This is a genomic window from Gluconacetobacter diazotrophicus PA1 5, assembly GCF_000067045.1.
Classification (GTDB): Bacteria; Pseudomonadota; Alphaproteobacteria; order Acetobacterales; family Acetobacteraceae; genus Gluconacetobacter; species Gluconacetobacter diazotrophicus.
In genome coordinates, this window is record NC_010125.1 from 2,082,829 (window position 1) to 2,108,820 (window position 25,992).

General features: G+C 68.2%; 23 protein-coding genes. 9 read left to right on the top strand and 14 right to left on the bottom strand.

Going from position 1 to position 25,992, the window contains the following annotated elements:
• Positions 1–178: 178 nt before the first annotated feature.
• The 4 genes from GDI_RS09730 to GDI_RS09745 all read left to right on the top strand — a co-directional run bounded on the left by GDI_RS09730 (position 179) and on the right by GDI_RS09745 (position 5,384).
• Positions 179–2,392: a PQQ-dependent dehydrogenase, methanol/ethanol family gene (locus tag GDI_RS09730; RefSeq protein WP_041249384.1), complete on the top strand. Its 2,214-nt coding sequence runs from the start codon at positions 179–181 to the stop codon at positions 2,390–2,392.
• 57 nt (positions 2,393–2,449) lie between these two features.
• The gene (locus tag GDI_RS09735; RefSeq protein WP_173363372.1) at positions 2,450–3,850 is read left to right on the top strand and encodes a cytochrome c; all 1,401 of its coding nucleotides are present in this window, start codon (positions 2,450–2,452) and stop codon (positions 3,848–3,850) included.
• Between the two features lie 125 nt (positions 3,851–3,975).
• Positions 3,976–4,716, top strand: coding sequence for an NAD-dependent deacylase (locus tag GDI_RS09740; RefSeq protein WP_012553043.1), 741 nt, complete (start codon positions 3,976–3,978; stop codon positions 4,714–4,716).
• Positions 4,713–5,384, top strand: a complete 672-nt coding sequence (locus GDI_RS09745; RefSeq protein ID WP_012225739.1) for a uracil-DNA glycosylase family protein — start codon at positions 4,713–4,715, stop codon at positions 5,382–5,384. Before GDI_RS09740 ends, GDI_RS09745 begins: the two co-directional genes overlap by 4 nt.
• Here the strand turns inward: GDI_RS09745 and GDI_RS09750 are convergent.
• From GDI_RS09750 to GDI_RS09760, 3 genes are all read right to left on the bottom strand, one after another.
• Complete coding sequence (locus GDI_RS09750) at positions 5,304–6,035, bottom strand: MarC family protein (RefSeq protein WP_012225740.1); 732 nt, start codon at positions 6,033–6,035, stop codon at positions 5,304–5,306. The two genes, GDI_RS09745 and GDI_RS09750, sit on opposite strands and share 81 nt — an antisense overlap.
• Before the next feature lie 74 nt (positions 6,036–6,109).
• The gene (locus GDI_RS09755) at positions 6,110–8,188 is read right to left on the bottom strand and encodes a lysylphosphatidylglycerol synthase domain-containing protein (RefSeq protein WP_012225743.1); all 2,079 of its coding nucleotides are present in this window, start codon (positions 8,186–8,188) and stop codon (positions 6,110–6,112) included.
• A 39-nt stretch (positions 8,189–8,227) separates the two neighbouring features.
• Positions 8,228–9,850 (bottom strand): lysine--tRNA ligase, encoded by a 1,623-nt coding sequence (locus tag GDI_RS09760; RefSeq protein ID WP_012225744.1) that lies wholly within the window; start codon positions 9,848–9,850, stop codon positions 8,228–8,230.
• A 131-nt stretch (positions 9,851–9,981) separates the two neighbouring features.
• Between GDI_RS09760 and GDI_RS20495 the strand changes: the two genes are divergently transcribed.
• Positions 9,982–12,993: an ATP-dependent DNA helicase gene (locus GDI_RS20495; RefSeq protein WP_012225745.1), complete on the top strand. Its 3,012-nt coding sequence runs from the start codon at positions 9,982–9,984 to the stop codon at positions 12,991–12,993.
• 12 nt (positions 12,994–13,005) lie between these two features.
• On the opposite strand, the gene GDI_RS09770 is transcribed toward GDI_RS20495, so the two are convergent.
• The 3 genes from GDI_RS09770 to GDI_RS09780 form a co-directional block, all read right to left on the bottom strand.
• Positions 13,006–13,209 (bottom strand): cold-shock protein, encoded by a 204-nt coding sequence (locus GDI_RS09770; protein ID WP_012225746.1) that lies wholly within the window; start codon positions 13,207–13,209, stop codon positions 13,006–13,008.
• A gap of 273 nt (positions 13,210–13,482) precedes the next feature.
• The gene (gene groL, locus GDI_RS09775) at positions 13,483–15,126 is read right to left on the bottom strand and encodes a chaperonin GroEL (RefSeq protein WP_012225747.1); all 1,644 of its coding nucleotides are present in this window, start codon (positions 15,124–15,126) and stop codon (positions 13,483–13,485) included.
• A gap of 54 nt (positions 15,127–15,180) precedes the next feature.
• On the bottom strand, positions 15,181–15,471 hold the full coding sequence (locus GDI_RS09780; protein WP_012225748.1) for a co-chaperone GroES: 291 nt from the start codon (positions 15,469–15,471) through the stop codon (positions 15,181–15,183).
• A gap of 268 nt (positions 15,472–15,739) precedes the next feature.
• On the opposite strand from GDI_RS09780, the gene GDI_RS09785 reads away from it, so the two are divergent.
• A complete protein-coding gene (locus tag GDI_RS09785; protein WP_012225750.1) occupies positions 15,740–16,000 on the top strand; it encodes an usg protein in 261 nt (86 codons plus the stop codon).
• 4 nt (positions 16,001–16,004) lie between these two features.
• Here GDI_RS09785 and GDI_RS09790 read toward each other — a convergent pair whose 3' ends face one another.
• On the bottom strand, positions 16,005–16,250 hold the full coding sequence (locus tag GDI_RS09790; protein WP_231854088.1) for a DUF4169 family protein: 246 nt from the start codon (positions 16,248–16,250) through the stop codon (positions 16,005–16,007).
• On the opposite strand from GDI_RS09790, the gene GDI_RS09795 reads away from it, so the two are divergent.
• On the top strand, positions 16,249–16,911 hold the full coding sequence (locus GDI_RS09795; RefSeq protein WP_012225752.1) for a dienelactone hydrolase family protein: 663 nt from the start codon (positions 16,249–16,251) through the stop codon (positions 16,909–16,911). The two genes, GDI_RS09790 and GDI_RS09795, sit on opposite strands and share 2 nt — an antisense overlap.
• Before the next feature lie 6 nt (positions 16,912–16,917).
• Here the strand turns inward: GDI_RS09795 and GDI_RS09800 are convergent, their stop codons facing one another.
• Genes GDI_RS09800 through GDI_RS09810 form a run of 3 tightly spaced genes read right to left on the bottom strand, consistent with a single transcriptional unit; the run spans position 16,918 to position 19,836 of the window.
• Positions 16,918–17,835, bottom strand: coding sequence for an S-methyl-5'-thioadenosine phosphorylase (locus tag GDI_RS09800; protein WP_012553046.1), 918 nt, complete (start codon positions 17,833–17,835; stop codon positions 16,918–16,920).
• Positions 17,825–18,586, bottom strand: coding sequence for a cytochrome c1 (locus GDI_RS09805; protein ID WP_012225755.1), 762 nt, complete (start codon positions 18,584–18,586; stop codon positions 17,825–17,827). The genes GDI_RS09800 and GDI_RS09805 overlap by 11 nt, the downstream gene beginning before the upstream one ends.
• Positions 18,583–19,836: a cytochrome b gene (locus GDI_RS09810; protein WP_012225757.1), complete on the bottom strand. Its 1,254-nt coding sequence runs from the start codon at positions 19,834–19,836 to the stop codon at positions 18,583–18,585. The genes GDI_RS09805 and GDI_RS09810 overlap by 4 nt, the downstream gene beginning before the upstream one ends.
• 139 nt (positions 19,837–19,975) lie before the next feature.
• On the opposite strand from GDI_RS09810, the gene hemF reads away from it, so the two are divergent.
• Together hemF and GDI_RS09820 are read left to right on the top strand one after the other, a co-directional pair.
• Positions 19,976–20,878, top strand: a complete 903-nt coding sequence (gene hemF, locus GDI_RS09815; RefSeq protein WP_012225759.1) for an oxygen-dependent coproporphyrinogen oxidase — start codon at positions 19,976–19,978, stop codon at positions 20,876–20,878.
• 160 nt (positions 20,879–21,038) lie between these two features.
• On the top strand, positions 21,039–22,133 hold the full coding sequence (locus GDI_RS09820; RefSeq protein ID WP_012225760.1) for a substrate-binding domain-containing protein: 1,095 nt from the start codon (positions 21,039–21,041) through the stop codon (positions 22,131–22,133).
• 5 nt (positions 22,134–22,138) lie between these two features.
• Here the strand turns inward: GDI_RS09820 and GDI_RS09825 are convergent, their stop codons facing one another.
• The 4 genes from GDI_RS09825 to GDI_RS09840 form a co-directional block, all read right to left on the bottom strand.
• Complete coding sequence (locus GDI_RS09825) at positions 22,139–22,924, bottom strand: ABC transporter ATP-binding protein (RefSeq protein ID WP_012225761.1); 786 nt, start codon at positions 22,922–22,924, stop codon at positions 22,139–22,141.
• Complete coding sequence (locus GDI_RS09830) at positions 22,921–24,036, bottom strand: FecCD family ABC transporter permease (RefSeq protein ID WP_012225762.1); 1,116 nt, start codon at positions 24,034–24,036, stop codon at positions 22,921–22,923. The genes GDI_RS09825 and GDI_RS09830 overlap by 4 nt, the downstream gene beginning before the upstream one ends.
• Positions 24,033–25,184, bottom strand: a complete 1,152-nt coding sequence (locus GDI_RS09835; protein WP_012225763.1) for an ABC transporter substrate-binding protein — start codon at positions 25,182–25,184, stop codon at positions 24,033–24,035. Before GDI_RS09835 ends, GDI_RS09830 begins: the two co-directional genes overlap by 4 nt.
• Positions 25,185–25,337: 153 nt before the next feature.
• On the bottom strand, positions 25,338–25,928 hold the full coding sequence (locus tag GDI_RS09840; protein WP_012553047.1) for a Smr/MutS family protein: 591 nt from the start codon (positions 25,926–25,928) through the stop codon (positions 25,338–25,340).
• Positions 25,929–25,992 lie beyond the last annotated feature (64 nt).

Below are 25,992 nucleotides of genomic sequence, written 5' to 3' on the forward strand. Positions count from 1 at the left end.
TCGCCCGAATACGGGCATACTGCAAGTTCCGCCGTCGGTCCTCACGAATGAGGCGATGCAGAACACTAAATCGTCAGAAGACTGTCACAACAGTCACATTATGTTCGCATCGAACGGACCGTCTGCGGTCCGGACCCGGATTCATCCGGTTTTTTCTTTTGTCACGAGGACATCGGACATGATGCGAGCCGTTTACGGGAAAAGACGTTCTCTCCGCGGAACGCTTGCCGTCGGAACGATATGCGCCGCGACATTCTTTGGATATACGGCGGCGACCAGTGCCGCCGAATCCGAATTCGGCGCGACGGGTGAAGCAATTATCCATGCGGACGACCATCCCGGCGACTGGCTGACCTACGGCCGCACCTATTCCGAGCAGCGTTATAGCCCGCTGGACCAGATCAACCGGTCCAATGTCGGCAACCTGAAGCTGGCCTGGTATTACGACCTGGACACCAACCGTGGGCAGGAAGGCACGCCGCTGATCGTCGATGGCGTGATGTACGCCACCACGAACTGGAGCAAGATGAAGGCCCTGGACGCGGCCACGGGCAAGCTGCTGTGGGCGTACGACCCCCGCGTGCCCGGCAATATCGCCGACAAGGGATGCTGTGACACCGTCAATCGCGGTGCGGCCTACTGGAACGGCAAGGTCTATTTCGGCACGTTCGACGGAAGGCTGATCGCGCTGGACGCCAAGACCGGCAAGCTGGTCTGGAGCGTGAACACCATCCCCGCCGACGCGGCCCTGGGCCACCAGCGTTCCTACACCGTGGACGGCGCGCCGCGTATCGCCAAGGGCCGGGTCATCATCGGCAATGGTGGATCGGAATTCGGCGCGCGCGGCTTCGTTTCGGCCTTCGACGCCGAGACCGGCAAGCTGGACTGGCGCTTCTACACGGTGCCGAATGCGCAGAACAAGCCGGACAACGCGCCGTCCGACGCTGTCCTGATGAGCAAGGCGTACCCGACCTGGAGCCCGACCGGCGCATGGACGACCCAGGGCGGCGGCGGCACGGTATGGGATTCGATCGTCTATGACCCCGTGACCGATCTGGTCTATCTGGGCGTGGGCAACGGGTCGCCCTGGAACTACAAGTTCCGTTCCGACGGCAAGGGCGATAACCTGTTCCTGGGCAGCATCGTCGCGCTCAAGCCCGAAACCGGCGAATATGTCTGGCATTTCCAGGAAACGCCGATGGACCAGTGGGACTATACCTCGGTCCAGCAGATCATGACGCTGGATCTGCCCATCAACGGGCAGACGCGGCATGTCATCGTCCATGCGCCGAAGAACGGCTTCTTCTACATCATCGACGCCAAGACCGGCGAATTCCTGTCGGGCAAGAACTATGTCTACGTGAACTGGGCCAGCGGCCTGGACCCGAAGACCGGCCGTCCGATCTATAACCCGGATGCGCTCTATACCCTGAACGGCAAGGAATGGTACGGCATCCCGGGCGATCTGGGCGGCCACAATTTCGCGGCCATGGCCTTCAGCCCCCGGACCGGACTGGTCTATATCCCGGCCCAGCAGGTGCCATTCCTGTATACGAGCCAGGTCGGCGGCTTCAAGCCGCATCCGGACAGCTGGAATCTCGGCCTCGACATGAACAAGGTCGGCGTCACGGATTCGCCCGAGGCCAAGCAGGCCTTCATCAAGGACCTGAAGGGCTGGATCGTCGCCTGGGACCCGGTGAAGCAGCAGGAAGCGTTCCGCGTCGACCACAAAGGCCCGTGGAATGGCGGTATCGTGGCCACCGGCGGCGACCTGCTGTTCCAGGGCCTGGCGAACGGCGAATTCCATGCCTACGACGCCACCAACGGCGCCGACCTGTTCCACTTCGCGGCGCAGAGCGGCATCATCGCCCCGCCGGTCACCTACATGGCCAACGGCAAGCAGTATGTCGCGGTCGAGGTCGGATGGGGCGGCATCTATCCGTTCTTCCTGGGTGGCCTGGCGCGGACCAGCGGCTGGACCGTCAACCATTCGCGCGTCATCGCCTTCTCGCTCGACGGCGCGGCCAAGTTGCCGCCGCAGAACGACAAGGGCTTCCTGCCCGTCAAGCCGCCCGCCCAGTTCGACGGCAAGCGGACCGACAACGGGTATTTCGAGTTCCAGACCTTCTGCGCGGCCTGCCATGGCGACAATGCCGAGGCCGGCGGCGTGCTGCCCGACCTGCGCTGGTCCGGCGCGATCCGCCATCAGGACGCGTTCTATAACGTGGTCGGCCGCGGCGCCCTGACGGCATACGGCATGGATCGGTTCGATGCCTCGATGAAGCCGGAGCAGATCGAGGACATCCGGCAATTCCTGATCAAGCGTTCCAACGACACCTACCAGAGGGAGGTTGATGCCCGGAAGAACGTGGACGGCATACCCGCACAGTGACGTCTTTCCCTACGGTTTTTCGGATTTTCCGCATCAACACGACGCATGGTGAACAGAATGCTCAACAGGCTTAAGGTTGCGATCGGCACGGCGGCGTTCAGTCTGCTGGCCACGAGCGCAATGGCACAGGCGCCCGACCAGGCGCTGATCGACAAGGGCGCCTACGTGGCGCGGCTGGGCGACTGCGCCGCCTGCCACACTGCCCTGCACGGACAGGCCTATGCGGGTGGCCTGCAGATCAAGAGCCCGATCGGCACGATCTATTCGACGAACATCACGCCCGATCCGACCTATGGCATCGGCCAGTACAGTTTCGAGGATTTCGAGCAGGCCGTACGGCACGGCGTGAGAAAGGACGGGACGACGCTGTATCCGGCAATGCCCTATCCCGCGTTCTCGCGCATGACGCAGGACGACCTGCGGGCGCTCTACGCCTACCTGATGCACGGCGTGAAGCCGGTCGCGAATCCCGATCGCCCGGCCGATATCTCTTGGCCGCTGTCGATGCGCTGGCCCCTGTCGATCTGGCGGACGCTGTTCGCGCCCGCACCGGCGGACTTCAAGCCGGCGCCGGGACAGGACCCCGTCGTGGCGCGCGGTGAATACCTGGTGACCGGTCCGGGCCATTGTGGCGCCTGCCATACGCCGCGCGGCTTCGGCATGGAGGAAAAGGCGCTGGATGCCAGCGGGGGTGCGGTCTACCTGTCCGGCGGCGCGCCGATCGACAACTGGGTGGCCCCCAGCCTGCGTGACGATCCCGTGACGGGCATTGGCCGGTGGTCCGAGGACGACGTGTACTATTTCCTGAAATCGGGACGTACCGATCATGCCGCGGTCTTCGGCGGCATGGCGGACGTCGTGGCGTGGAGCACGCAGTATTTCACCGACGACGACCTGCGGGCCATGGCCAAATACCTGAAGAGCCTGCCGTCCGTGCCGGCGTCGCAAGGGACCTACACCTACGACGCTTCCACGACCGACATGCTGAATTCGGGCAAGACGGCGTCCTCGCCCGGTGGTGACGTGTATCTGCGCGAATGCGCCATCTGCCATCGCAATGACGGCGGCGGCGTGGCCCGCATGTTCCCGCCGCTGGCGGGCAATCCGGTGGTCGTGACCGACGACCCGACCTCGCTGGTCAATGTCATCACCAATGGCGGGGTCCTGCCGCCGACCAACTGGGCGCCGTCCGCGGTGGCCATGCCGGCCTATGGCAAGACCCTGTCGTCGCAGCAGATCGCGGACGTGGTCAACTTCATCCGCACCGGCTGGGGCAACCATGCGCCGGCCAGCGTGACGGCGGCTGACGTCGCGAAAATGCGCGATACGGGCGCGCCGGTGTCCAGCAGCGGGTGGAACACCTCCAGCAGCGGCTGGCTGGTCCTGCATCCGCAGCCCTACGGCGCCGGGTGGACCTTCGCCCCGCAGACCCATTCCGGAGTCGACCAGGCGCAGTAACGCCACGCCGGTCATCGGGTAGCACAAGACGCTTCTTGCCGCCGCGGGGCCCTACCCCGCGGCGGTTTTCTTATGGGCCCGATCTGGAGCACAATAGGGCCATCCCGCCGAGGAGGAGATCGCCCATGGAACGCCCGCTGGAACGCCCGCTGGAACGCCCCTGGGAACGTATCGTCGTCCTGACCGGCGCCGGCATCAGCCGGGAATCGGGCCTGGAAACATTCCGTGACGGCGACGGACTCTGGAGTCGCTACGCCATCGAGGATGTGTGCACGCCCCACGCCTTTCACCGCGACCCGTTGCTGGTGGACCGCTTCTATAACGACAGGCGTGCCGAATTGTGGCGCGTGCGGCCCAACGACGCGCATCTGGCCCTGGCCCGGCTGGAGCACGCGGCCCGGGCGGGGGAATGGGACGGCGAGATCCTGATCGTCACGCAGAATATCGACGATCTGCATGAACGGGCCGGCAGCCGGAACGTGGTGCATATGCACGGCGAATTGCTGCGCGTGCGCTGTACCGCCTGCGGCGCGACGCCTGACTGGCAGGAAAACTGCCTGCCGCAGACCCCATGCCCGATATGCCATCGCCCGGCGCTGCGTCCCGATGTCGTATGGTTCGGCGAAATTCCGCTGCACATGGAGCGGATTCAGGCCGCGCTGGACCGATGCGACCGCTTCGTGTCCATCGGCACGTCCGGCACGGTCTATCCGGCCGCCGGTTTCGTGGCGCAGGTGCGCGACCATGCCGACACACTGGACATCAATCTGGAGGCCCCCGCCGTTCCGACGGCGTTCGAGCGCAGCATGGTGGGCGCCGCCACCCGGATGGTGCCGCGCTGGGTCGACGAAGTCCTGGCCGGATGACCGGGAACGAGGACGATTTGGACGCGCTGTTGTGTCAGGTGCGGGCCTGCCGGGCCTGCGCCGACAGCCTGCCCCTGGGGCCGCGGCCGATCCTGCACGTTTCGTCCACCGCGCGGCTGCTGATCGCGAGCCAGGCCCCGGGTACGCGGGTGCATGAAACCGGGATATCGTTCAACGACGCCTCGGGCGACCGGCTGCGTGGCTGGCTGGAGATGGATCGCGCGACCTTCTACGATTCCAGCCGCGTTGCCCTGCTGCCGATGGGCCTGTGCTATCCGGGCCGCCTGCCCGCCGGCGGCGACCGACCGCCCCGGCCCGAATGCGCGCCGCTGTGGCGTGCGCGGCTTCTGGCCCTGATGCCGTGCATCCGACTGACCCTGCTGGTCGGCTCCTATGCCCAGGCGGCCGTGCTGGGCCCGGGGCGGGTGGAGGACCGAGTGCGGAATTTTCGCGCCCTGCTGCCCCATTATTTTCCCCTGCCCCACCCGTCCTGGCGCACCGGGGCATGGGAGCGCCGGAATCCGTGGTTCACGGCCGAGGTGATCCCGGCGCTGCGTGCCGCCATCCGGCCGCTGCTCGACCCGCCGTCAGGACGCGACGGCGGCCCGGACGATGGTCAGGGCCAGTCCCTTGATCCCCGCCGAGAGGATCTGCACCCCGATGCATAGCAGGATCAGGGCAGCCAGGCGGGACACGATCCGCGCGCCGGTCACGCCCAGCAGCGCCATCAGCCGTTCGGCATAGGCATAGGCCAGCCAGATCGTCCCCGCCACGACGATGGCGGCCAGTGACAGCGCGACATAGAACACCAGCCAGCCCGAGGAAGCCGGCCGGCCGGCACTGAGCGCGATCGCGACCGAGATGGTGCCCGGCCCGACCGTGAACGGCATGGTCATGGGAAAGAACGCCATTTCCGTCCAGCGGGGCACGGCGACCGTCCGGCCGCCCTGCAATGCCTGCTGCTCCTTGCGCGCGGCCGCTTCCTCCGGCGCCTGCAGCAGCGCCCAGGCGCGCACCGCGACCACCAGCCCGCCGGCAATGCGCAGCGAATCGATGGTAATGCCGAAAAAGGCCAGGATGGCGCTGCCTATCCAGATCGACGCGATCAGCAGGACGGCGGAATAGAGCGCCACGGTCCGTGCCAGCGCCAGGGATTCCGCCCGCGCCCGGCCCGCCGTGACCTGCGTGAAGATCAGCGAGGCCCCGATGGGATTCACGATCGAGAACAGGGCGGGGAACGCCAGCAGGAAGGTATCGCTGAACACCGACAGGTCGTACCCCCATCCCGGGGGCGCGGCGGCGGGAAGGCCTGGGGGCATGGCGGTTCTTCCAAAGGGCCGATCCCCGTAAGGCCGGGATCAGCCTATCGTCTTTTCCGAAGCCCGCGGGCCCGTCAAGCCCCGTCCGCCGGGGCGGGGGGCGCAAGAGTCCGCATGGCGGCACGCACGCCGGCCACGCTCTGGGGAACGCAGCACAGGAACACGTCGTCCCCGTCGTCCGTCCGGGCCATGTCCATGTCGGACACCGGCCAGGAGGTCAGGCCCAGATCGTTGTAGACATCCAGCATCGACGCGCCCACCTGCCAGAAAGCCGGCTGGCGGCCCTCCTGTACCGCCAGGTCGCGCAGCCACCAGATGGCCGAGGCGCAATCGTCCCAGGCGCCGGCGGGGTCGCCCAGCCCGATCAGGTACGCGTCCGTCCGCAGGAACGGCAGCAGGGCCATGCCGGATTCGCCGGGAATCAGCCCGCTCGGCGCCATCGGGGCCGGATCGTCCAGTGCGTGGTCCAGCGCGTGATAGAGAGCCCGCCCCTCGGCGTTCCACGGCAGCACCGCGATCTGGCCGGGACGGACCAGCCGGCCGATCATGATCAGGCCCAGCACGACGGCCAGCCCCATCGTCCACTGCGCCACACCGTGGGCCGAGGTGAACAGCATCACCTCCCACCAGCTTCCGCCGACCTCGTCCCGCGGGCCGGAACACACCAGGACCAGCACGCAGCCGATCAGCAGTACCAGCGACAGGAAGGTGCGGAAGGCCAGGGGTTCGCTGAGGATGCGCGCATGCCGGTAGTAGGAACTGCGAAACGGCGCGATCAGGATCGCCACCATGGCCAGGATGCCCGGCACCGCCAGCGATGCCCCCCGCAGCAGCGTCAGGGCCGACGCGCCGATCAGCAGGCCCAGCGTCACCTTCCACGCCAGCGTCACGCGCTGGGACAGGCCGATCGCCAGGCCGATCAGCGCCACGCCGATCAGCGACAGCAGATAGTCGCCCGCGACGCCGACCATATGGTGCAGGCCGCCCGCATTGCTCCACGATGCCGGGTCCAGGATCGTCAGCGCGATCAGCAGCGCACCGCAGATCGACACCGCGCCCGTCGCCACGACGACCGAGAAATCGGCCTCGCTTTCACGGATCACGTGGCTGGGGCGGATGTCGCGCGGCCCCCGGCGCGGCGCGCGGGGGACGGTCTTGCGCGTCAGGGCGGCGTCGCCACGCAGGAACAGCTCATGCCCCGCGAACATCAGGCCGGCCAGGAACAGCGGGATGATGTAATAGAACAGCCGGAAGATCAGGATGGTGCTGATGATCTGCGACGGCGGCAGATAGGGGCCGAGGGCGAGCATCATCGCCCCGTCGAAGACCCCCAGCCCCCCCGGCACGCTGGCGACCAGTCCCGCCGTATAGGATGCGATGTAGATCGCCAGGAACACGCCATATCCCAGCCCCACGCCCGAGGGCAGGAAGATATAGGCGATGCCCGCCGTCGCCGCGACCTCGGCCGTCGCGACCAGCGTCTGGGCCAGGGCCATGGCCGGGCGCGGCAGGACCACGGTATGCCGGCAGACGCGCACATGCGTCAGGCGCAGCCCCAGCAGGATATAGGCCCCGACCCCCGCCCACATCAGAAGCCCGATCCCCGACAGCAGCAGACGCGGCAGGTGCGCGCCGATCACGGGAACCGCATCGGGCTCCAGCACCAGGACCGCCCCGACCAGCGTCCCCGCCCCCAGCAGATAGGTCACCGAGCAGAAGGCGATGATCTGCGCGATGTCGAACGTGCAGAGCCCCCAGTTGCCGTAGAGCCGGAACCGGACCGCCGCCCCGGAAATCGCGGCAAACCCCAGATTGTGCGACAGGACATAGGAACAGAACGCGGCGAACGCCGTCCGCCGGAAGGGCAGCCGGCGCCCGACCTGCACGACCGCCAGGCAGTCGTAGAAGGACAGGATGAAGTACGACAGGACCGTGCAGCCCACCCCCAGCGCCAGGGTCGAGGTCGGGATCGTCCGCAGGGCGGCACGGATATCGTCCCAGTGCAGGTCCCGGACCTCGTGCTGGACCACGATGATCGCGGCGACCATCAGGCCCAGCCCCAGGACGTGGGGAACGTGCCGCAGCAGGCGTCGCCAGCCGGGCGGCGGCGATGGCGGCGGCGCGCCCTGCATGTCTTGTCGATTCAGGAACATGACGGGCTGCGAAACGTCATGACAGGGATGTCGCGGCTCTCAGCCGGCACCGCCGGCCGGGGCCTCGACCGAGGGACGAAGCAGCGCGGCCTCGATCAGCGCCACCGTTTCCGCCACGCCGTACAGGCCGATGAAGATGCCGAAGCGCGGCCCCTCGGTCTGGCCCAGCAGGACCTCGTACAGGCAGCCGAACCAGGTGCGCAGCGGCTCGAACCCGTGGCGCTTGCCGATCTCGAACACCAGGTTCTGCAGCGTATCGGGGTCGGACGGCCCGTCCGCCAGCCCGCGCAGGCTGTCCGCCAGGTCGGACAGGGCCGCGCGCTCGCGCGCGTCGGGCTGGCGATAGGTCTTCGCGGGACGGACGAAATCGGCGTAATAGACGATCGCGTGGTCCACCAGCCGCGCCAGCAGCTGGCAGGTCTCGGGCGAGGCGGCGGCGTCATAGCGGCGGATGAATTTCCACAGCACGTCCGGGGTTTCGGCATTCGCGACGCTGGCCAGGTTCAGCAGCATGCCGAATGTCAGCGGGCTGCCGGCATCCGCGCCGATCGGGCCGCCATGGATGAACCAGGCCGGGTTGGACAGCAGCGCGGGATCGTTATCCGGCAGCGCCTGCGCACGCGCGACATTGGCCAGGTACTCGTCGGCCGCCTTGGGGATGACGTCGAAGAACAGGCGCTTCGCCCTCTGCGGGGCATTGAACATATACTGGCCCAGGCTTTCGGGCGGGGCGTAGCGCAGCCATTCCTCGACCGAAATGCCGTTGCCCTTGGACTTGGAAATCTTCTGGCCGTTTTCGTCCAGGAAGAGTTCGTAGGTCAGGCCGGCGGGCGGCTGGCCACCCAGGATGCGGCAGATCTTGCCCGACAGCTTGACGCTGTCGATCAGGTCCTTGCCCGACATTTCGTAATCCACGCCCAGCGCGAACCAGCGCATGGCCCAGTCGGCCTTCCACTGCATCTTGGCATGGCCGCCGGTCACCGGGGTCTCGAAGACGGTGCCGTCGTCGTCGGTCCAGCGGACGGTGCCGGCCGCCGGGTCGATCGCATCCATGCGCACCTGCATCACCATGCCGGTGCGCGGATGGATCGGCAGGACCGGGGAATAGGTGGCGCGGCGGTCCGGCCCCAGGGTCGGGGCGATGACCGCGACGATCTCGTCGTGCACTTCCAGCACCCGGCGCAGCGCGGCATCGAACAGCCCGCCGGTGTAGTAATCGGTCGAGGACGCGAATTCGTACGTGAAGCCGAATCCGTCCAGGAACGAACGCAGCCGGGCATTGTTGTGGGCGGCGAACGATTCGTGGGTGCCGAACGGGTCGGGGATGCGCGACAGCGGCTTGCCCAGGTGCTGGCGCAGCATGTCGCCGTTGGGCACGTTGTCCGGCACCTTGCGCAGCGCGTCCATGTCGTCGGAAAAGGCCAGCAGCCGCGTCGGCCGCCCCGTCAGCCGGGTATAGGCCTGACACACCCACGATGTGCGCGCGACCTCGCCGAACGTGCCGATATGCGGCAGGCCGGAGGGCCCATAGCCGGTTTCCAGCAGGGCGGGAGCATCCGCCGGGCCGGCCTTCCCTTCGACGTGGGCCGCCAGTTTGGCGGCCTCCTCGAACGGCCAGGCCTTGGGCAGGGAAACGGGGTCGGTACGGTTCTGTTCGGACATGATGGGCCAAAAGCTATGAACTGGAGCGGAACGGGTCAATCCACACCATACACGATCGGCGCCATGGAATAATCGCGCATTGGCCGCTGGGTGGGCGACAGGCTGGGCGTTGTGCCCTATATGTTCCTGTCATGGCCGCCCCGCTTCCCTCCCCGGACATGCCGCCCGCCCTGGTGGCGCGCCACGGTTCGTGCTCGCTGCTGACGCCGGATGGCGAGGTCCTGACCCTGGCCGCCGAGGAAGCGGTGCGCGAACTGCGCGCCTGGCCGGCGCCGCTGGTGGTGCATGCGCCCCTGACCGCCCGCAGGCTGGGCCTGCCCCCCCTGCCGCAGCCCACGCCGTGGCTGGACCTGCTGGAACTGTTCACCTTCGTCCTGCCCGGCCGCACTATTCCCCCCACGGTGCGGGGCCTGGCGCAGGCGCTGGACCTGGACGATGCCCGGATCGGCGCGGCCGAGGCCGACCTGCTGCCCGAATTGGCCGATATCCTGCTGGATCGCGCGGCGGCGCTGCGCATGACCCCGGCGGGTGAGGACATGGCGGCCCTGGCAATCCGGATGGACCGCGCCGGCTGGGCCTGGGGCGGCAGCGTGCTGGCGGCGCTGGGCGCGGCCCACCCCTTGCCGCCCGAGGCCCTGCAACCGGGCGATGCGATCCGCGTCTGGCGCCGCCTGCCGAGATGGGAGGACACGGCCCCCCGCCCCGCCCCCGCCAACCATCCGGTTTCGGCCGCCGACGCGCGGCGGCGGCTGGGCGAGATGCTGGGCCCGCAGGCAGGAAAGCCGGGCGGGTCAGGCCGACTTCGCCGGCGCGGCCAGCGCCGCCTTCGCCCCCCGGCTGGTCCGTGGCGACCCGCATATGGTGCTGGCACGAGGCCAGGGACCGGCACCGGCAAGACGCTGGGCTACGTCGCGCCGGCCAGCCTGTGGGCCGAGCGCAATGGCGGCGCCGTCTGGATCAGCACCTACACCCGGCACCTGCAGCGGCAGATCGAGGGCGAACTGTCGCGCCTGTATCCCGACCCGGCGGTGCGACGGCGGCATGTCGTGCTGCGCAAGGGGCGGGAAAACTATCTGTGCCTGCTGAACATGGAAGAAGCCGTGAACATGGCCGGCAGCCGGGGCGGCCCCTCCGGTGCCATCATCGGGCTGTCGCTGGTCGCGCGCTGGGCCGGCGCCACCGCAGACGGCGACCTGCTGGGCGGCGACCTGCCCGGCTGGTTCGGCGACCTGTTCGGGCGCGGGCTGCTGGCCGGCATCGCCGACCGGCGGGGCGAGTGCATCCATGGCGCCTGTCCGCATTACCAGCGCTGCTTCGTCGAGCATTCGATCCGCCGCGCGCGCGAGGCCGACCTGGTGATCGCCAACCATGCGCTGGTGATGGCCCAGGCCGCATGGCACGCGATGGACGGCGAGAGCGGCGCGGACGAGGACAACATCCCGACCCGCTATGTCTTCGACGAGGGCCATCACGTGATGGACGCCGCCGACAGCGCGTTTTCCACGGAACTGTCGGGCCTGGAGGCGGCGGAACTGCGCCGCTGGCTGCTGGGGGCGGAAGGCGCGCGGTCACGCGCGCGGGGCCTGAAGCGCCGGCTGGACGATCTGGTAGTGGGCCAGCCGCGCCTGGAGGCACCGCTGGAGGCCGTCCTGCAGGCCGCGCACGCCCTGCCCCCGCCCGGCTGGTCCGCCAGGCTGGCCGATGCCCTGCACCCGGTCCTGGAACCCGTGCCGCAGGCCGGGGAGGACGAAGCGATGCCGGCCCTGGCGGGACCGGTCCCGGCAGCGCCGGTCCTGGCGGACGCGACCCTGCCCAATCCATGCGAATGGATGCTGCATCTGCTGGCGCGGCAGGTCCTGGCCCGGTCCCGCGCCAACGAGCCGGGGCATACGGGGCACCGGGGCGGCGCCATCGAGTGCGACCTTCATCCCCTGTCCGACGCGTTGCCGGCGGCGGCAGCGGCGCTGGCGCGCGCGCTGGACCGGCTGGCCGTCGCCCTGCGCACCTTGGTCGAGCGCCTGCTGGAACGGCTGGAGGACGATACGGGAGACCTGGACTCCGCCACGCGGGAGCGAATCGAGGCGGCGGTCCGTACCCTGCGCCGCCGGGCGCTGAGCCGTGTCGAGGGCTGGGTCGCCATGCTGCGCGCGATCGGGGGGCCGGAGGATGGTCCCGGCGGGATGGCGGAACGCGGCACCCCCCAACATATCGATTTCATCCGGCTGGACCGGCGCGAGGGCCAGCGCCCCGGCGAGCAGGATGTCGGCCTGCACCGGCACTGGCTGGACCCAACCATTCCGTTCGCGGCGGTCCTGGCGGCGCCCGCCCATGGCATCCTGACGACATCCGCCACCCTGCGCGACGAGAACGGCCGCGGCGACGGCGACGAGGCCGAGCGCGCCTGGGAAGCGGCGGAGGCACGGACCGGCGCCAGCCACCTGCCCTCGCCCGCCCTGCGGGCGGCGGTGGCCAGTCCGTTCGATTATCGGCGGCAGAGCCGGGCCTTCATCGTCAATGACGTGGCCCACGACGATATCGGCGCCCTGGCGGGGGCATACCGGACCCTGTTCCAGGCCGCGGGCGGCGGGGGGCTGGGACTGTTCACGGCGATCTCGCGCCTGCGCGCGGTGCACCAGCGCCTGTCGCGGCCCCTGGAGACGCCGGGATCCCGCTCTACGCCCAGCATGTCGACGGCATGGACAATGCGACACTGGTCGACATCTTCCGTTCCGAAGCCAATTCCTGCCTGTCTGGGCACGGATGCGATGCGCGATGGCGTGGACGTGCCGGACCGATCGCTACGCCTGGTGGTGTTCGAGCGTGTGCCCTGGCCCCGGCCGGACATCCTGCATCGCGAACGGCGGACCCACCTGTCACGCGGCCAGCCCGGCGAATATGACGACCGGATCGCGCGGCTGCGCCTGCGGCAGGCCTTCGGCCGGTTGATCCGCAGCAGTTCCGATCGCGGCGTGTTCGTCCTGCTGGACCGGCGCGCACCGTCGCGCCTGCTGTCCGCGTTCCCCGAGGGGGTCGCCGTGCGCCGCGCCGGGCTGGGCGAGGTGGCGCGGGACATGGAATCCTTCCTGCGCGGACATGAAAACGGGGAAGACGGTTTTCCGCCCTCCCCGTCCTTCACGTCCTGATGCGGGTCGCGATCAGAGCGGCTTGAGGTTCGAAGCCGCCGCCTTGCCGCGCTCGGTCACCACGTCATAGCTGACGCGCTGGTTTTCGTTCAGGCCGCGCAGCCCGGCCGCCTGGACAGCCGTAATGTGGACGAACACATCCTTGCCGCCATCTTCCGGCATGATGAATCCGAAGCCCTTGGTCGCGTTGAACCACTTCACAGTTCCCGTCGCCATAGTCGATCTATCCTTGGCTGTCCGGCTTGCCGCCGATCTGTACATAACCTGTCCATCGGATACGCCTCCCCGGCGGACGGTTCCGCCGACGATCGCTGCCGATGCAGTCCCCGCATGGGCGCACAAATTGTTACCGCTTGTCAAACCATGCGAGCGGCGGGAATTTCTTAAAAAAAACGTAAAAAAAGGCCGCCCGAAACCGGACGGCCTTCTTTTCCGAGTAACCGGACGCCGATCCGGCGGCATTCCGCCACCGGACCGGTTTCATGGATCTTAGAAATCCATGTCGCCCATGCCGCCCATGCCGCCACCGGCGGGCATGGCCGGGGCCTTCTTTTCCGGCTTCTCGGCCACCATCGCCTCGGTGGTGATCAGCAGGCCGGCAACCGACGACGCGTCCTGCAGCGCGGTCCGCACGACCTTGGTCGGGTCGATGATACCGGCAGCCACCAGATCCTTGTAATCGCCGATCTGGGCGTCGAAGCCGTAGTTGTAGTCGTTGCTTTCCAGCACCTTGCCGGCGATGACCGCACCGTCTTCGCCCGCGTTGTGGGCGATCTGGCGCAGCGGAGCCTGCAGGGCCTTGCGGATGATTTCCGCGCCGACGCGCTGGTCGTCATTGTGGAAATGCAGGTTGCCCAGGGCGGTGGACGCACGCGCCAGCGCCGTGCCGCCGCCGGGGACGATGCCTTCCTCGACCGCGGCGCGGGTCGCATGCAGCGCGTCGTCGACGCGGTCCTTGCGCTCCTTCACCTCGACCTCGGTCGAGCCGCCGACGCGGATGACGGCGACGCCGCCCGCCAGCTTCGCCAGACGCTCCTGCAGCTTCTCGCGATCGTAGTCCGAGGTGGTCTCCTCGATCTGCGCGCGGATCTGGCCGCAACGGCCCTTGATGTCGTCGGACGCGCCGGCGCCCTCGACGATCGTGGTGTTTTCCTTCTCGATGCGGACCTTCTTCGCACGGCCCAGCATCGCCAGGGTCACGGTCTCCAGCTTGATGCCCAGATCTTCGCTGATGACCTGTCCACCGGTCAGGATCGCGATGTCTTCCAGCATCGCCTTGCGACGATCACCGAAGCCCGGCGCCTTGACGGCGGCGATCTTCAGGCCACCACGCAGCTTGTTGACGACCAGGGTCGCCAGCGCCTCGCCATCGACGTCCTCGGCGATGATCAGCAGCGGACGGCCGGACTGCACGACGCTCTCCAGCAGCGGCAGCATCGGCTGCAGCGACGACAGCTTCTTTTCGTGGATCAGGATGTAGGGGTTGTCCAGGTCGGCAACCATCTTCTCCGCGTTCGTGATGAAATACGGGGAGATATAGCCGCGATCGAACTGCATGCCCTCGACGACGTCCAGTTCGGTGTGCAGGCCCTTGGCCTCTTCCACCGTGATGACGCCTTCGCTGCCGACCTTCTGCATGGCCTGCGAGATCATCTCGCCGATCTCATGCTCGCCGTTGGCCGAGATCGTGCCGACCTGCGCCGTTTCGGCCGGGGTCGTGATCTTCTTGGTGTTCTTCTTCAACTCCTCGACGACCGCGATGACGGCCTTGTCGATGCCGCGCTTCAGGTCCATCGGGTTCATGCCGGCCGCAACGGCCTTGGCACCCTCGCGGACGATGGCCTGGGCCAGAACGGTCGCGGTCGTGGTGCCGTCACCGGCGACGTCGTTGGTCTTCGACGCCACTTCGCGCACCATCTGGGCGCCCATGTTCTCGAACTTGTCGGCCAGTTCGATTTCCTTGGCGACGGAAACGCCGTCCTTGGTGATGCGCGGCGCGCCGAAGCTCTTGTCGAGCACGACGTTCCGGCCCTTCGGGCCCAGGGTCACCTTCACCGCGTCGGCCAGAATGTCCACGCCCCGCAGCATGCGCTGGCGTGCGTCACCACCGAACTTTACGTCCTTGGCTGCCATATCAGAATTCTCCTGTAGGAATCTTGTCGATCAGAGGGAAAAGGAGGGGAGACCTCAGGCGATCACGCCCATGATGTCGCTTTCCTTCATGATCAGCAGCTCCTCGCCATTGATCTTCACTTCGGTGCCCGACCATTTGCCGAACAGCACCTTGTCGCCCGCCTTGACGTCCAGGGCGACGATCTGTCCCTGCTCGTTCCGCGCACCCGGACCAGCCGAGATGACCTCGCCTTCCATCGGCTTTTCCTTGGCGGTGTCGGGGATGATGATGCCGCCGGCCGTCTTCTCTTCGCCGGTCAGGCGACGGACGACCACACGGTCATGCAGGGGCCGAAAATTGGTCATTATGGATCGCTCCACATCAAAAAAGGTAACGCCCTTGAATAAGCGACGCCACCGGTTGGCGCGCGCGCCAGGCCGCATCGCTTTGGCACTCTCCGCACGAGAGTGCCAGCAACAGGTAGGATCACCCTCCGTCCGTGTCAAGGATCGGCAGCACTTTCTTCCGGTGACTGCCAATCTTTTGGGAACAAAGAATTTTTCTTGAATTTCCGCCCAGGCGTCACGCAGGCTGGATTCTGTCGGTTCCTGTCGATCATGCAGCGAGGCATCCATGACCCTGCGGCTTCAGCTCCACGACTATCGCCTGACGACCGCCGAAATCCTCTATCGCCTGCCGGATCACCCGGTCCTGCTCCAGACCTATATCTGGCAGGACCTCGACATCGCACCCGCCTACCCGGAATTGCGCCGCTTCCTCGATTTCTGGACGCGGTCGATCGAGGGACGGCTGCATTCCGTGCGGGTGGCGCAGCAGGGCCTGATCGCCGCCCCCGCCATCCGCCACGCCGGGACCTGCCTCACGCTGCATTGACCGGTCAGTCCCGGCCGGGTTCGCCCGGATCGGGGTCCAGGCGTGCGCCGTCCAGTGTCCGCGCCGCCCGTTCGGCTTCCTGCTTCCGGCGCGCGCGTTCGGACAGGGTGCGGCCATGCAGCGCGCGGTTTTCGGCGGCGTCGCGCGCCTTGTCGGCCCGGGCCTTGCGTTTCCGGGCCTGTCGCAGGTTGACGATTTCGGCCATGGCGGCACTCTTCCAGAAACTCGAAAGCAGGAGGATTTCGTCCATGGGTACGATCACCAGCCTGACGGCATCGGACGGCCATACCTTATCGGCCTACCTCGCCGGCCCCGCCGACGCATCCCGCGCCCTTGTGGTGGTGCAGGAGATTTTCGGTGTCAACACCCATATCCGCGCCGTATGCGACGGGTTCGCCGCCGACGGTTATCGCGTCATCGCGCCGGCCCTGTTCGACCGGGCGGAGCGCGACGTGGAACTGGCCTACGATTCCGACGGCGTGCAGACGGGGTTACGCCTGCGGGCGGCGATCGCGCCCGAGGAGACGCTGCTGGACCTGACCGCCGCCGCGCGGGCACTGGGGCTCGCGCGGATCGGCATCATCGGCTATTGCTGGGGCGGGACCCTGGCGTGGCTGGCGGCGTGCCGGACCGACCTGTTCGCGGCCGCCGTGGGCTGGTACGGCGCCGGGATCGCAGCACAGAAGGACCTGACGCCCCATTGCCCGGTGGAACTGCATTTCGGCGAGACCGACGGATCGATCCCGATGTCCGACATCGCCGCCATCCGCGCTGCCCACCCCGAGGTCACGATCTTCACCTACCCCGATGCGGGGCACGGGTTCGGCTGTTCGGAACGCGACAGCTTCAACGCCCAGGCCGCGTCCCTGGCACGGACCCGCAGCCTGGCCTTCTTCGAAAAAAACCTCTAGCCGGGATCAGCCCCGCGCCAGCACCCGGCCCGCGACGGATTGCAGCTTCGCCAGCAGGGCCGGGTCGCGGCGGTCGGGCGCGGTGATCAGCGCATGTTCCAGTGCCCTGTCGCAGCCGGCACGGCACGGGCCGCGCGGGCTGCCCAGGGCCGGAATGACGGATTTGACCAGCGCGCGGGCGCGATCGGCATTGGACAGCATGACCTTGACCACCGCATCCACGGTGACGCTGTCATGGTCCGGGTGCCAGCAATCGTAGTCCGTCACCATGGCGACGGTCGCGTAACAGATCTCGGCCTCGCGGGCCAGCTTCGCCTCGGGCATGTTGGTCATGCCGACCACCGAACAGCCCCAGGACCGGTAGAGGTTGCTTTCCGCCCGGGTGGAGAATTGCGGGCCTTCCATCACCAGGTACGTCCCGCCCCGCGTGACGTCCAGCCCCAGGCCGCGCGCGGTTTCCTCCAGCGCGTCGCCGATGCGCGGGCAGAGCGGGTCGGCCATCGAGACATGGGCGACGCATCCGGTATCGAAGAAGCTCTTTTCCCGCGCGAAGGACCGGTCGATGAACTGGTCGATGATGACGAAATGCCCGGGCGGCAGTTCCTCCTTCAGCGATCCCACGGCCGAGAGCGAGACGATGTCGGTCACGCCCGACTGCTTCAGCGCCGCGATGTTCGCCCGGTAGTTCAGGCGCGACGGCGGGATCGGGTGCCCGCGCCCGTGGCGTGGCAGGAACACGCAGCGCACTCCGTCCAGCCGGCCGAACAGGAGTTGGTCGGACGGCAGGCCCCACGGCGTTTCCACCGTGCGCCATTCCTTTTCCTCCAGCCCGTCGATGTCATACAGGCCGGACCCGCCGATCAGTCCGATGACGGGTTCGATCACGTCCGCGTCGGACGGGCTGGGTGCGGGATTAATGGACATCGGACCAGATTCTCCGTTTGAGAAGGAACGCCAGCACGGCGAGGAACAGAAGATAGAGCGTCACCTGGATGCCCAGGCGATGGCGCTCCGCCAGATGGGGTTGCGCCACCCAGGCCAGGAAGGTGGTGACGTCGCGCGCTTCCTGCGCCGTCGTGGCCGGGGTGCCGTCGGCATAATCCACCAGCCCGTCATGCAATGGCGGCGGCATCGAGATTTCCCCGTCGGCGGCGTACGGGTTGTAGAACGCGCCGGGATGGCTGGGCCGGTAGCCGGCGGGCGGCGTGCGGTAGCCGGTCAGCAGCGCGTAGATCCGGTCCGGCCCGCCGGTATAGACCAGCGCCAGCCGCGACTGGTCGGGCGGCGGCGTGCCGTTGTTGGCGGCGGCCGCGGCCTCGGGACTGGGGAAGGGATTGCGGAAATGGTCGGCCGCCGTGGCCGGGCGCGTGACCGGTTCGCCCTGCGCGTCCACTCCGCCCGGGACGGACTGGGCGGCCGCGATCTGGCGCACCTGCTCGTCCGTCAGGCCCATGGCGCCGAGGTCGCCATAGGTCACGGCGTTCATCGAATGGCAGGCCGAACAGACCTGGGCATAGACGGCATAGCCGCGCTGGACCGCCGCCATGTCGAAGCGGCCCAGCGGACCGTCGAAGCTCCAGTCCTGATGGGGGGCCGGGGCATGGGGGGCGGCATGGACGGCGGGCGCGGCCAGGCACAGCGCCGCGGCAAGCGGCGCGACCAGTATCTTCTTCATGCGTCGTGCCCCGTGGCGTGGTGCCCTTGGGCGGCGGCTATGCTTTCCGGCAGGACGACATGGCGTTCCGTCCGGGCCGACAGCGGCAGCAGGACCAGGAAATGCGCGAAATAATAGACCAGCGCGATCCGCCCGGCGATCATCCACCCGCCTTCGGCATGGTGGCGGCCGACGAAGCCCAGCAGGATGAAGCACAGCACCAGCAGCACCATGCACACCCGGTAGAACGGGCGAAACCGGGCCGAGCGGATCGGCGAGCGGTCCAGCCACGGCACCAGGAACAGGATCAGGATGGACCCCACGGCCGCCAGCAGGCCGCCGAATTTCGACGGCACCGATTGCAGCATTCCGTAGAAGGGCAGGAAATACCATTCCGGTTCGATATCCGCCGGCGTGTGCAGCGGATTGGCCGGCCGGAAATTTTCCGCCTCGAACACCACGTGCGGCAGGAAGAACACCAGCGCGGCGAACAGCAGCGCGAACAGGATCATGCCCAGCGCGTCCTTGCTGGTATAATAGGGGTGGAAGGTCAGCGTATCGCGCGGGCCCTTCGGTTCGATCCCCAGCGGATTGTTCGACCCGGTGACGTGCAGCGCCGCGACATGCAGGACCACGACGCCCAGCACCGCGAACGCCAGGACGAAATGCAGGACGAAGAACCGGTGCAGCGACACGTCACCCGGCGCGTCGCCGCCCTGCAGGAAATGTTCCAGCCACGGGCCCACGAACGGGATCGCATCCACGGCCTTGCCCGCCACGTCGGCGCCCCAGTACGACATCTGCCCCCACGGCAGCACATATCCCGCGAAGGCGGTGAACATGACCATGACCAGCAGCAGCAGGCCCGTCAGCCACAGGATTTCACGCGGGCGCTTGTAGGACCCGTAATACAGGCCCCGGAACAGATGGATATAGAGCGCCGCCAGGAACAGGCTGGCACCGGTGACATGGATCGACCGCAGCAGCCAGCCACTGGGCAACTGGCGCTCGATCGCCTCGACCGACGCGAAGGCGCCGGCGGCGGTCGGCGTGTAGTTGACGGCCAGGAAGATCCCGGTGGCCAGCATCACCAGCAGGACCACCGTCAGGATCGCGCCGAAATTCCACAGCCCGTTCAGGTTTCGCGGGGTCCGGTAGTCGATATATTCGTGGCGGAACCCCGTGACGACCGGCAGCCGCGCGTCCACCCATGCCAGCACGCCGGTCCCGCCCCGCTGATCCGTTGCGTCTCCGGAACCTGAATCCGTCATTCATCCATCCTTCCGTGCCGCACGGGACGGTGCGGTGTCTTTCGCACTCCTTACCGGGCAGGGGGGGCTTCTTGCAATCGTCCGCGCGAACGGGCACCGGTAGGGCCGTTGCCCCCCAATCGCATGAGATGACCCGACCATGCCCGAGACCCGCGCGCCCGTCCCCCACGACCTGCTGAAGGCCGAGGCCAGCACCTGGTTCGAAGGGCTGCGCGACCGGATCTGCGCGGCGTTCGAGCGAATCGAGCAGGATGCCGACAGCGTGCAGGCCCTGCCCGGCCACGCCGCCCCGGGCGCATTCCAGCGCACGGCATGGGACCGCACGAATGACGACGGAACCCCCGGCGGCGGCGGCGTCATCAGCCTGATGCGCGGCCGGGTGTTCGAGAAGGTGGGCGTCAACGTATCCACGGTCGAGGGCACGTTCAGCCCGGAATTCCGCGCCTCGATCCCCGGCGCCGCCGAGGACCCGCGCTTCTTCGCCACCGGGATCAGCCTGGTCGCCCATATGTGCAATCCGCTGGTCCCGGCCGCGCATTTCAACACGCGGCTGATCGTCACCACCCAGGGCTGGTTCGGCGGCGGCGGCGACATCACCCCGATGTTCCCCGACAGCGCCGAGGCCCAGGCCGACGCCGCCCGGTTCCATGCCGGGTTCCGCGCCGCCTGCGACCGGCATGACCCAACCTATTATCCGCGCTTCAAGGAATGGTGCGACAGATACTTCTTCCTGCCGCACCGGGGCGAGGCGCGCGGCCTGGGGGGCATCTTCTACGACCGGCTGAACAGCGGGGACGAAGCGGCCGATTTCGCCTTCACCCGGGATGTCGGGCTGGCGTTCCTGGAAACCTATCCGGCCATCGTGCGCCACCGCATGGGCGAACGGTGGACGGCCCACCAACGCGAGGCGCAACTGGTCCGGCGCGGCCGCTATGTGGAATTCAACCTGCTGCACGATCGCGGCACGCTGTTCGGCCTGAAGACCGGTGGAAATACCGAGGCGATCCTGATGAGTCTTCCCCCCGAGGTCCGCTGGCCGTAAAGTCCCGCACTCGCCGCCGAGGGGGACCCCCGGCACCTGCCATAGACTTGCCCCATTTCGGCGCGACATACGCGCTGCAGTGGCCCCTGCGTTGGAGATGCCGCCCTTGCCCGTTGCCCGGCCCGTTATTGTCCTGTTTGCGCCACCCGGTCGGGCGTAGATGACCATGCGCCGTCGCCATTTCCTCGCCACGGCGGGTCTTGCGCTCCTGGCCGGCCTGCCGCCGGCCCGCGCGGCCAGGGGCCTGACGCGCATCGCCGACATCGTCCCCGCCGGTGGCACCATTGCCGACCCGACCCTGCTGGTTGCCGGAAACGCCGACAGCGTGGCGGGCAAGTGGGGCACCGTCCTGTCCCCTGCCCTGGCGCAGGGCCTGGATGCGCCCCGGCCGGTCAGCATGCACCTGACCAGCGGGCAGGACGGGGTGACCGGCGCCAACCTGTTCGACACCCAGACCGTGCCGGACGGCACCACGGCGCTGCTGGTGCCCGGCGCGGCGCTTGTCGCGTCGCTGGCGGGCGATCCGCGCGCCCATTTCGATTTCGGCCGGTGGGTTCCGCTGATGCTCAGCCTGGTGTCGCCCGTGGTGGTGGGCCGCGCCGAACTGCACCGCACCTTTCGCGACCTGATGCGCGACCGGCCGGTGCGCATCGCGGTATCGGCCGATACCGGGGTGGAACTGGCCACCGTGCTGGCGATGGCGCTGTTCGGCCTGCGCCCCATCCCCGTCGCGGGCTTCGCCAGCCGCCAGGATGCGCTGGCGGCCCTGCGCGACGGCAAGGTGGACGTGGTGCAGGTTTCGGACCCCATGTCCCCCCAGGCGCTGGCCGCGATGTTCGACACGCTGGGGCAGAGTGGCGCCGCGCCGCTGTTCACCCTGTCGGATACGGTGCGGATGACCGCGCAGGGCCACACGGTGCCGACCCTGGCCGAACGCTTCGCCCAGGAACGGGGGCACCCGCCGGACGGCCTGTTGTACGAGGCGTGGAAGGTCGTGGCCGCCGCCGCGTCGCTGGACGTGGCGCTGGTGCTGCCGATGCTGACCCCGCCGGCGCAGGTCGCGGGCTGGCGTCATGCCATGGCAACGGCCGATGCCCACGGCGCGGTCGATACCCTGATGAACGGCAACGGCCGCAAGCTGGTCACCGGCACGGATTGCGCGCCCCACCTGCGGGACATGACCGGCGAGACTTCCGCCGTCCTGACCCTGCGCCGCTGGCTGGCCTCCCACGCGCCGAACTGGCGCCTTGGATAAGTCGGTCAGGGGCCGGCTTCGACCCCATCGACCACGACATGGGGCCGGCCGAGCGAGCAGCTTTCGACGCGGGCGCGCACCCCATAGACCTGCTGCAGCGTCTGCGTGGTGATGACGTGCCGGGGGGTCCCGGCCCCCACGATCACGCCCTGCCGCAGCATCACCACGTAATCGGCCTGTTGCAGCGCGATGTTCAGGTCGTGCAGGACCACCACCGTCACCATGTTGCGCGCGCGGGTTTCGCGGCGGACGACCTGCATCACCGAAAACTGGTGGTGCAGGTCCAGTGCGCTGAGCGGTTCGTCCAGCAGCAGAACGGCGGGGCGGCGGACCAGCGCCTGGGCCAGCCCGACCAGTTGCCGCTGGCCGCCCGACAGTTCGTCCATATAGCGCAGGGCCAGGTCGTCCACGCCCAGCCGGGCCAGGACGTCCAGGGCCTCGCTGACCTCGTCGTCTTCCCAGTCGCCGGCCGGGGCGGCGGCGCGCCGGGCGGCGATGACCGATTCCAGGACCTGGAGATGCACGGCAGGCGGCAGGGCCTGCGGCAGGTAGACGCAGTGCCGGGCCCGCAGCGCGGGACGCATGCGCGACAGTTCGGCCTCACCGCACCGGACCGTGGCCCCGGTGCGCTCCAGCCCGGCCAGGGCGCGCAGCAGGGTCGACTTGCCGCTTCCGTTCGGACCCAGCAGGGCCGAGACCTGGCCGGCCGGCAGCGGCCCGACCGAAAGGTCGTCCAGCACCGTCCGGCGGCCATAGCGCACCGTGACGTGGGCAGCGGTCAGGCCGCTCATGATGCCACCCGGCGGCGCAGCACGATCGCCAGGAAGAAGGGAATGCCCACCAGGGCGGTGACGATGCCCACGGGCACGATGACGCCCGGCAGCACGTTGCGTGCCGCGACCGAGGACAGCGACATGATCAGGCATCCGACCAAGACGCTGCCGGGCAGGTAGAAGCGATGGTCCTCGCCCAGCAGGCCGCGGGCGATATGCGGGGCGACCAGCCCCACGAAGCCGATGGTGCCGACGAAGGACACCGCCAGCGACGACAGGATGCTGATCCGCAGCAGCGACCCGATGCGTACCCGGCGTACGTCCACGCCGAAGCTGGCCGCCCGTTCCTCACCCATGCGCAGGGCGGTCAGCGACCAGGCCGAGCGAAAGGACAGGGGCAGGATGACGGCGCAGACCGACGCCAGGATGCCCACCTTGCTCCAGTTCGAGCGGGTCAGGCTGCCCATGGTCCAGAACACCAGGTCCTGCAGCGCGTCCTCGCTGGCCACGAACTGGACCAGCGAGACCAGGGCGTGAAAGGTGAAGACCAGCGCGATGCCGAACAGCACCACGGTGCTGGTCGAGGCATCGCGCAGGCAGGACACCAGGTCCAGCAGGAAGGCGGAACCGATGGCGAAGGCGAAGGCATCGGCCGAAACGACCCATTCAGCGGGCACGCCCGGGATCTGCCATTGCAGGACGATCGCCAGCGACGCCCCGAACGCCGCCGCAGCCGATACGCCGAGCGTGAACGGGCTGGCCAGCGGGTTGTTCAGGATCGTCTGCATTTCGGCCCCGGACAGGCCCAGCGCCGCGCCGACGCACACCGCCATCAGCGCGTACGGCAGGCGGATCTGCCAGACGATGACGCTCTGCCCGGCCGGGACGTCGTGCGGATGCAGCAGGACCCGCAGCAGGGTCGCGGGCGACAGGCCGGACGGTCCCAGCGCGAAATCCAGCAGCATCGACATCAGGATCAGTACCGTCAGCACCGCCAGGATCAGGCTGCGGCGGCGCAGCAGGTGACGATAGGAATCCCGGACATGCCGCACGCGCTCGGCCGTCAGCAGGGCGGGATCGACCGGCCCGGAACGAACCGCACGGGGGCGCGTCAGGGTCGTGTCGGTCATGGCGTGTCCGACACCCAGTAGGTCCCGCTATTGGGAACGGGCAGGAAGCGCGCGTAAAGCTCGGTCCGGGTCGCTTCGGGATCGACGTCGCGGAACAGGTCGGGATGGAACCATTTGGCCATCACCTCGACGGCCAGGATATTGTACGGGGAATCGTAGAACGAATGCCACAGCCCGTAGGCATGGCCGTCCTTCACCGCGCTCAACGTGGAAATCCCGGGCCGTTGCAGCACGGCCTGCACCGAAGCGCGGGCCGAGGCCGGATCGGTCTCCGCCCCCATATGCACGCCCAGGCCCTGATAGGCCGGCCCCTTGGTGCCATCCACGATATAGATGTCGGGATTGGCGGCGATGACCTGTTCCAGCGCGATGTCACCGATATAGCCGGGCAGCAGCGGGGCGGCGATATTGCGCCCGCCCGCCGCGTCGATGAAGGCGCCCATGTTGCCGTTGCCGGCCGTGTGACAGCAGGAATCCCGGGTGCCGGCCAGCATTTCCAGGAACACGGTCGGCCGGGCGGATTGCGGCAGGGTGGCGACGCGGGTGCGAATACGGTCCAGATGCGCCTGGTAGAAGGCGATATAGGCCTCGGCCTCCGCCCGGCGATCCAGCACCGCGCCCAGGATACGCATGGACGGGACGGTGTCATCCAGCGGGTGGGCACGGAAATCGACGAACACCACCGGGACATGCGCGCTCTGCAATTGCGCGACCAGTTCGCTGGAGGCCGCGGGACCGTGTCCGGAAACCGACAGGATGGCCAGGTCGGGGCGCAGGTCCAGCACCTTCTCGGGGCTGATCGTGTCGGCCGTGGTCTTGCCGATCAGCGCCACCTTGGCCGCCGCCGGAAAGGTCGCGACATATTTGTCGTAGCTCTGGACGTCGGCATCGCGGAATTCGCCCTGCCAGCCGACGATGCGGTCGAAGAGGTGGGATTTTTCCAGCGGCGCCAGGGCATAGATCAGCCTGCCCTCCCCCAGGATGATCCGGTGGACATGGGCGGGAATGTCCACGCTGCGCCCCGCCAGGTCCGTGATCGTCGCGGCACGCGTGCCACCCGCCGCCATCATCGCGACGGCAGCCGCCAGGCCCGCGACCGTCCGCCATAACCGACAATGCCCATGCTTCCGGGGGGATTTTGCCTTCAAGCGCTTTCTCCTGGCAGGTGCCCAGCCTTCATATCGCCTTCCCTGCTAAGTGAGAAGCATTCGCGAAAGAAGCGGGCTTGCGTGCATGGCTCGCATGTTTGCAGGTCGTCCTGCACGCGCCCCCGCAAGATCCGTGCCGGTACGAAGCCGGAGTCAGCCCCGCCGGCGCAGGAGAATCCGCACCGATCCCTGGTTGGCGGCGTGCGGATGGGTGACGGCCAGGATCAGCGGCCGCAGGTCCGGGCGGCCCAGCCAGAAGGGCAGTTCGCGCCGCAGGACACCGCCCTGCCGGCCGGACCCCAACCCGGTAATGACCTCGACGCAGCGCAGATTGTCGGCCCGTGCCTGGACCAGGAAGGCATGAAGGCGTTGAAAGGCCGCCTGCACGTTCTGCCCGTGCAGGTCCAGCGTGCGGGTCGGGCGCAGCTTGCCGCTGACCAGGGCGCGCCAACTGGTATCATCCAGCCCCGGCCGGCGTTCGCCGATTTCCACGCTGGCCTGCGACCGGTGCAGGGTATAGGCGGGCACGCGGGGCTGCAGGGGCGCCGGCTGGGGCGATCCGGCGGCAAGGGGCGCGGCACGGCGGCCCCGGACCGGAGAAGGAACGACGTCCGGAACGGGAGCAGGCTCGGGCGCGCCAGCGGGGTTACCGGCCGCCGCCTTTCGCGCCAGCGGCTTGATATCCCGCACGAAAGCCGTCCACAGCGCCTGTTCGTCTTCTCTCAGAGTCCGCCGTCGGCGCACGCCCACCCCTCCATCCGGAATGGGCCTGTCTTAGAGCAGATCGCGCCCGGGCCGAAGACCCGAT

What these genes read in the sequence shown, in the direction of transcription:
- GDI_RS09730 (WP_041249384.1), top strand. Translation starts at nt 179, where the DNA reads ATGATGCGAGCCGTTTACGGGAAAAGACGTTCTCTCCGCGGAACGCTT.
- GDI_RS09735 (WP_173363372.1), top strand. Translation starts at nt 2,450, where the DNA reads ATGCTCAACAGGCTTAAGGTTGCGATCGGCACGGCGGCGTTCAGTCTG.
- GDI_RS09740 (WP_012553043.1), top strand. Translation starts at nt 3,976, where the DNA reads ATGGAACGCCCGCTGGAACGCCCGCTGGAACGCCCCTGGGAACGTATC.
- GDI_RS09745 (WP_012225739.1), top strand. Translation starts at nt 4,713, where the DNA reads ATGACCGGGAACGAGGACGATTTGGACGCGCTGTTGTGTCAGGTGCGG.
- GDI_RS09750 (WP_012225740.1), bottom strand. Translation starts at nt 6,035, where the DNA reads ATGCCCCCAGGCCTTCCCGCCGCCGCGCCCCCGGGATGGGGGTACGAC.
- GDI_RS09755 (WP_012225743.1), bottom strand. Translation starts at nt 8,188, where the DNA reads ATGTTCCTGAATCGACAAGACATGCAGGGCGCGCCGCCGCCATCGCCG.
- GDI_RS09760 (WP_012225744.1), bottom strand. Translation starts at nt 9,850, where the DNA reads ATGTCCGAACAGAACCGTACCGACCCCGTTTCCCTGCCCAAGGCCTGG.
- GDI_RS20495 (WP_012225745.1), top strand. Translation starts at nt 9,982, where the DNA reads ATGGCCGCCCCGCTTCCCTCCCCGGACATGCCGCCCGCCCTGGTGGCG.
- GDI_RS09770 (WP_012225746.1), bottom strand. Translation starts at nt 13,209, where the DNA reads ATGGCGACGGGAACTGTGAAGTGGTTCAACGCGACCAAGGGCTTCGGA.
- groL (WP_012225747.1), bottom strand. Translation starts at nt 15,126, where the DNA reads ATGGCAGCCAAGGACGTAAAGTTCGGTGGTGACGCACGCCAGCGCATG.
- GDI_RS09780 (WP_012225748.1), bottom strand. Translation starts at nt 15,471, where the DNA reads ATGACCAATTTTCGGCCCCTGCATGACCGTGTGGTCGTCCGTCGCCTG.
- GDI_RS09785 (WP_012225750.1), top strand. Translation starts at nt 15,740, where the DNA reads ATGACCCTGCGGCTTCAGCTCCACGACTATCGCCTGACGACCGCCGAA.
- GDI_RS09795 (WP_012225752.1), top strand. Translation starts at nt 16,249, where the DNA reads ATGGGTACGATCACCAGCCTGACGGCATCGGACGGCCATACCTTATCG.
- GDI_RS09790 (WP_231854088.1), bottom strand. Translation starts at nt 16,250, where the DNA reads ATGGACGAAATCCTCCTGCTTTCGAGTTTCTGGAAGAGTGCCGCCATG.
- GDI_RS09800 (WP_012553046.1), bottom strand. Translation starts at nt 17,835, where the DNA reads ATGTCCATTAATCCCGCACCCAGCCCGTCCGACGCGGACGTGATCGAA.
- GDI_RS09805 (WP_012225755.1), bottom strand. Translation starts at nt 18,586, where the DNA reads ATGAAGAAGATACTGGTCGCGCCGCTTGCCGCGGCGCTGTGCCTGGCC.
- GDI_RS09810 (WP_012225757.1), bottom strand. Translation starts at nt 19,836, where the DNA reads ATGACGGATTCAGGTTCCGGAGACGCAACGGATCAGCGGGGCGGGACC.
- hemF (WP_012225759.1), top strand. Translation starts at nt 19,976, where the DNA reads ATGCCCGAGACCCGCGCGCCCGTCCCCCACGACCTGCTGAAGGCCGAG.
- GDI_RS09820 (WP_012225760.1), top strand. Translation starts at nt 21,039, where the DNA reads ATGACCATGCGCCGTCGCCATTTCCTCGCCACGGCGGGTCTTGCGCTC.
- GDI_RS09825 (WP_012225761.1), bottom strand. Translation starts at nt 22,924, where the DNA reads ATGAGCGGCCTGACCGCTGCCCACGTCACGGTGCGCTATGGCCGCCGG.
- GDI_RS09830 (WP_012225762.1), bottom strand. Translation starts at nt 24,036, where the DNA reads ATGACCGACACGACCCTGACGCGCCCCCGTGCGGTTCGTTCCGGGCCG.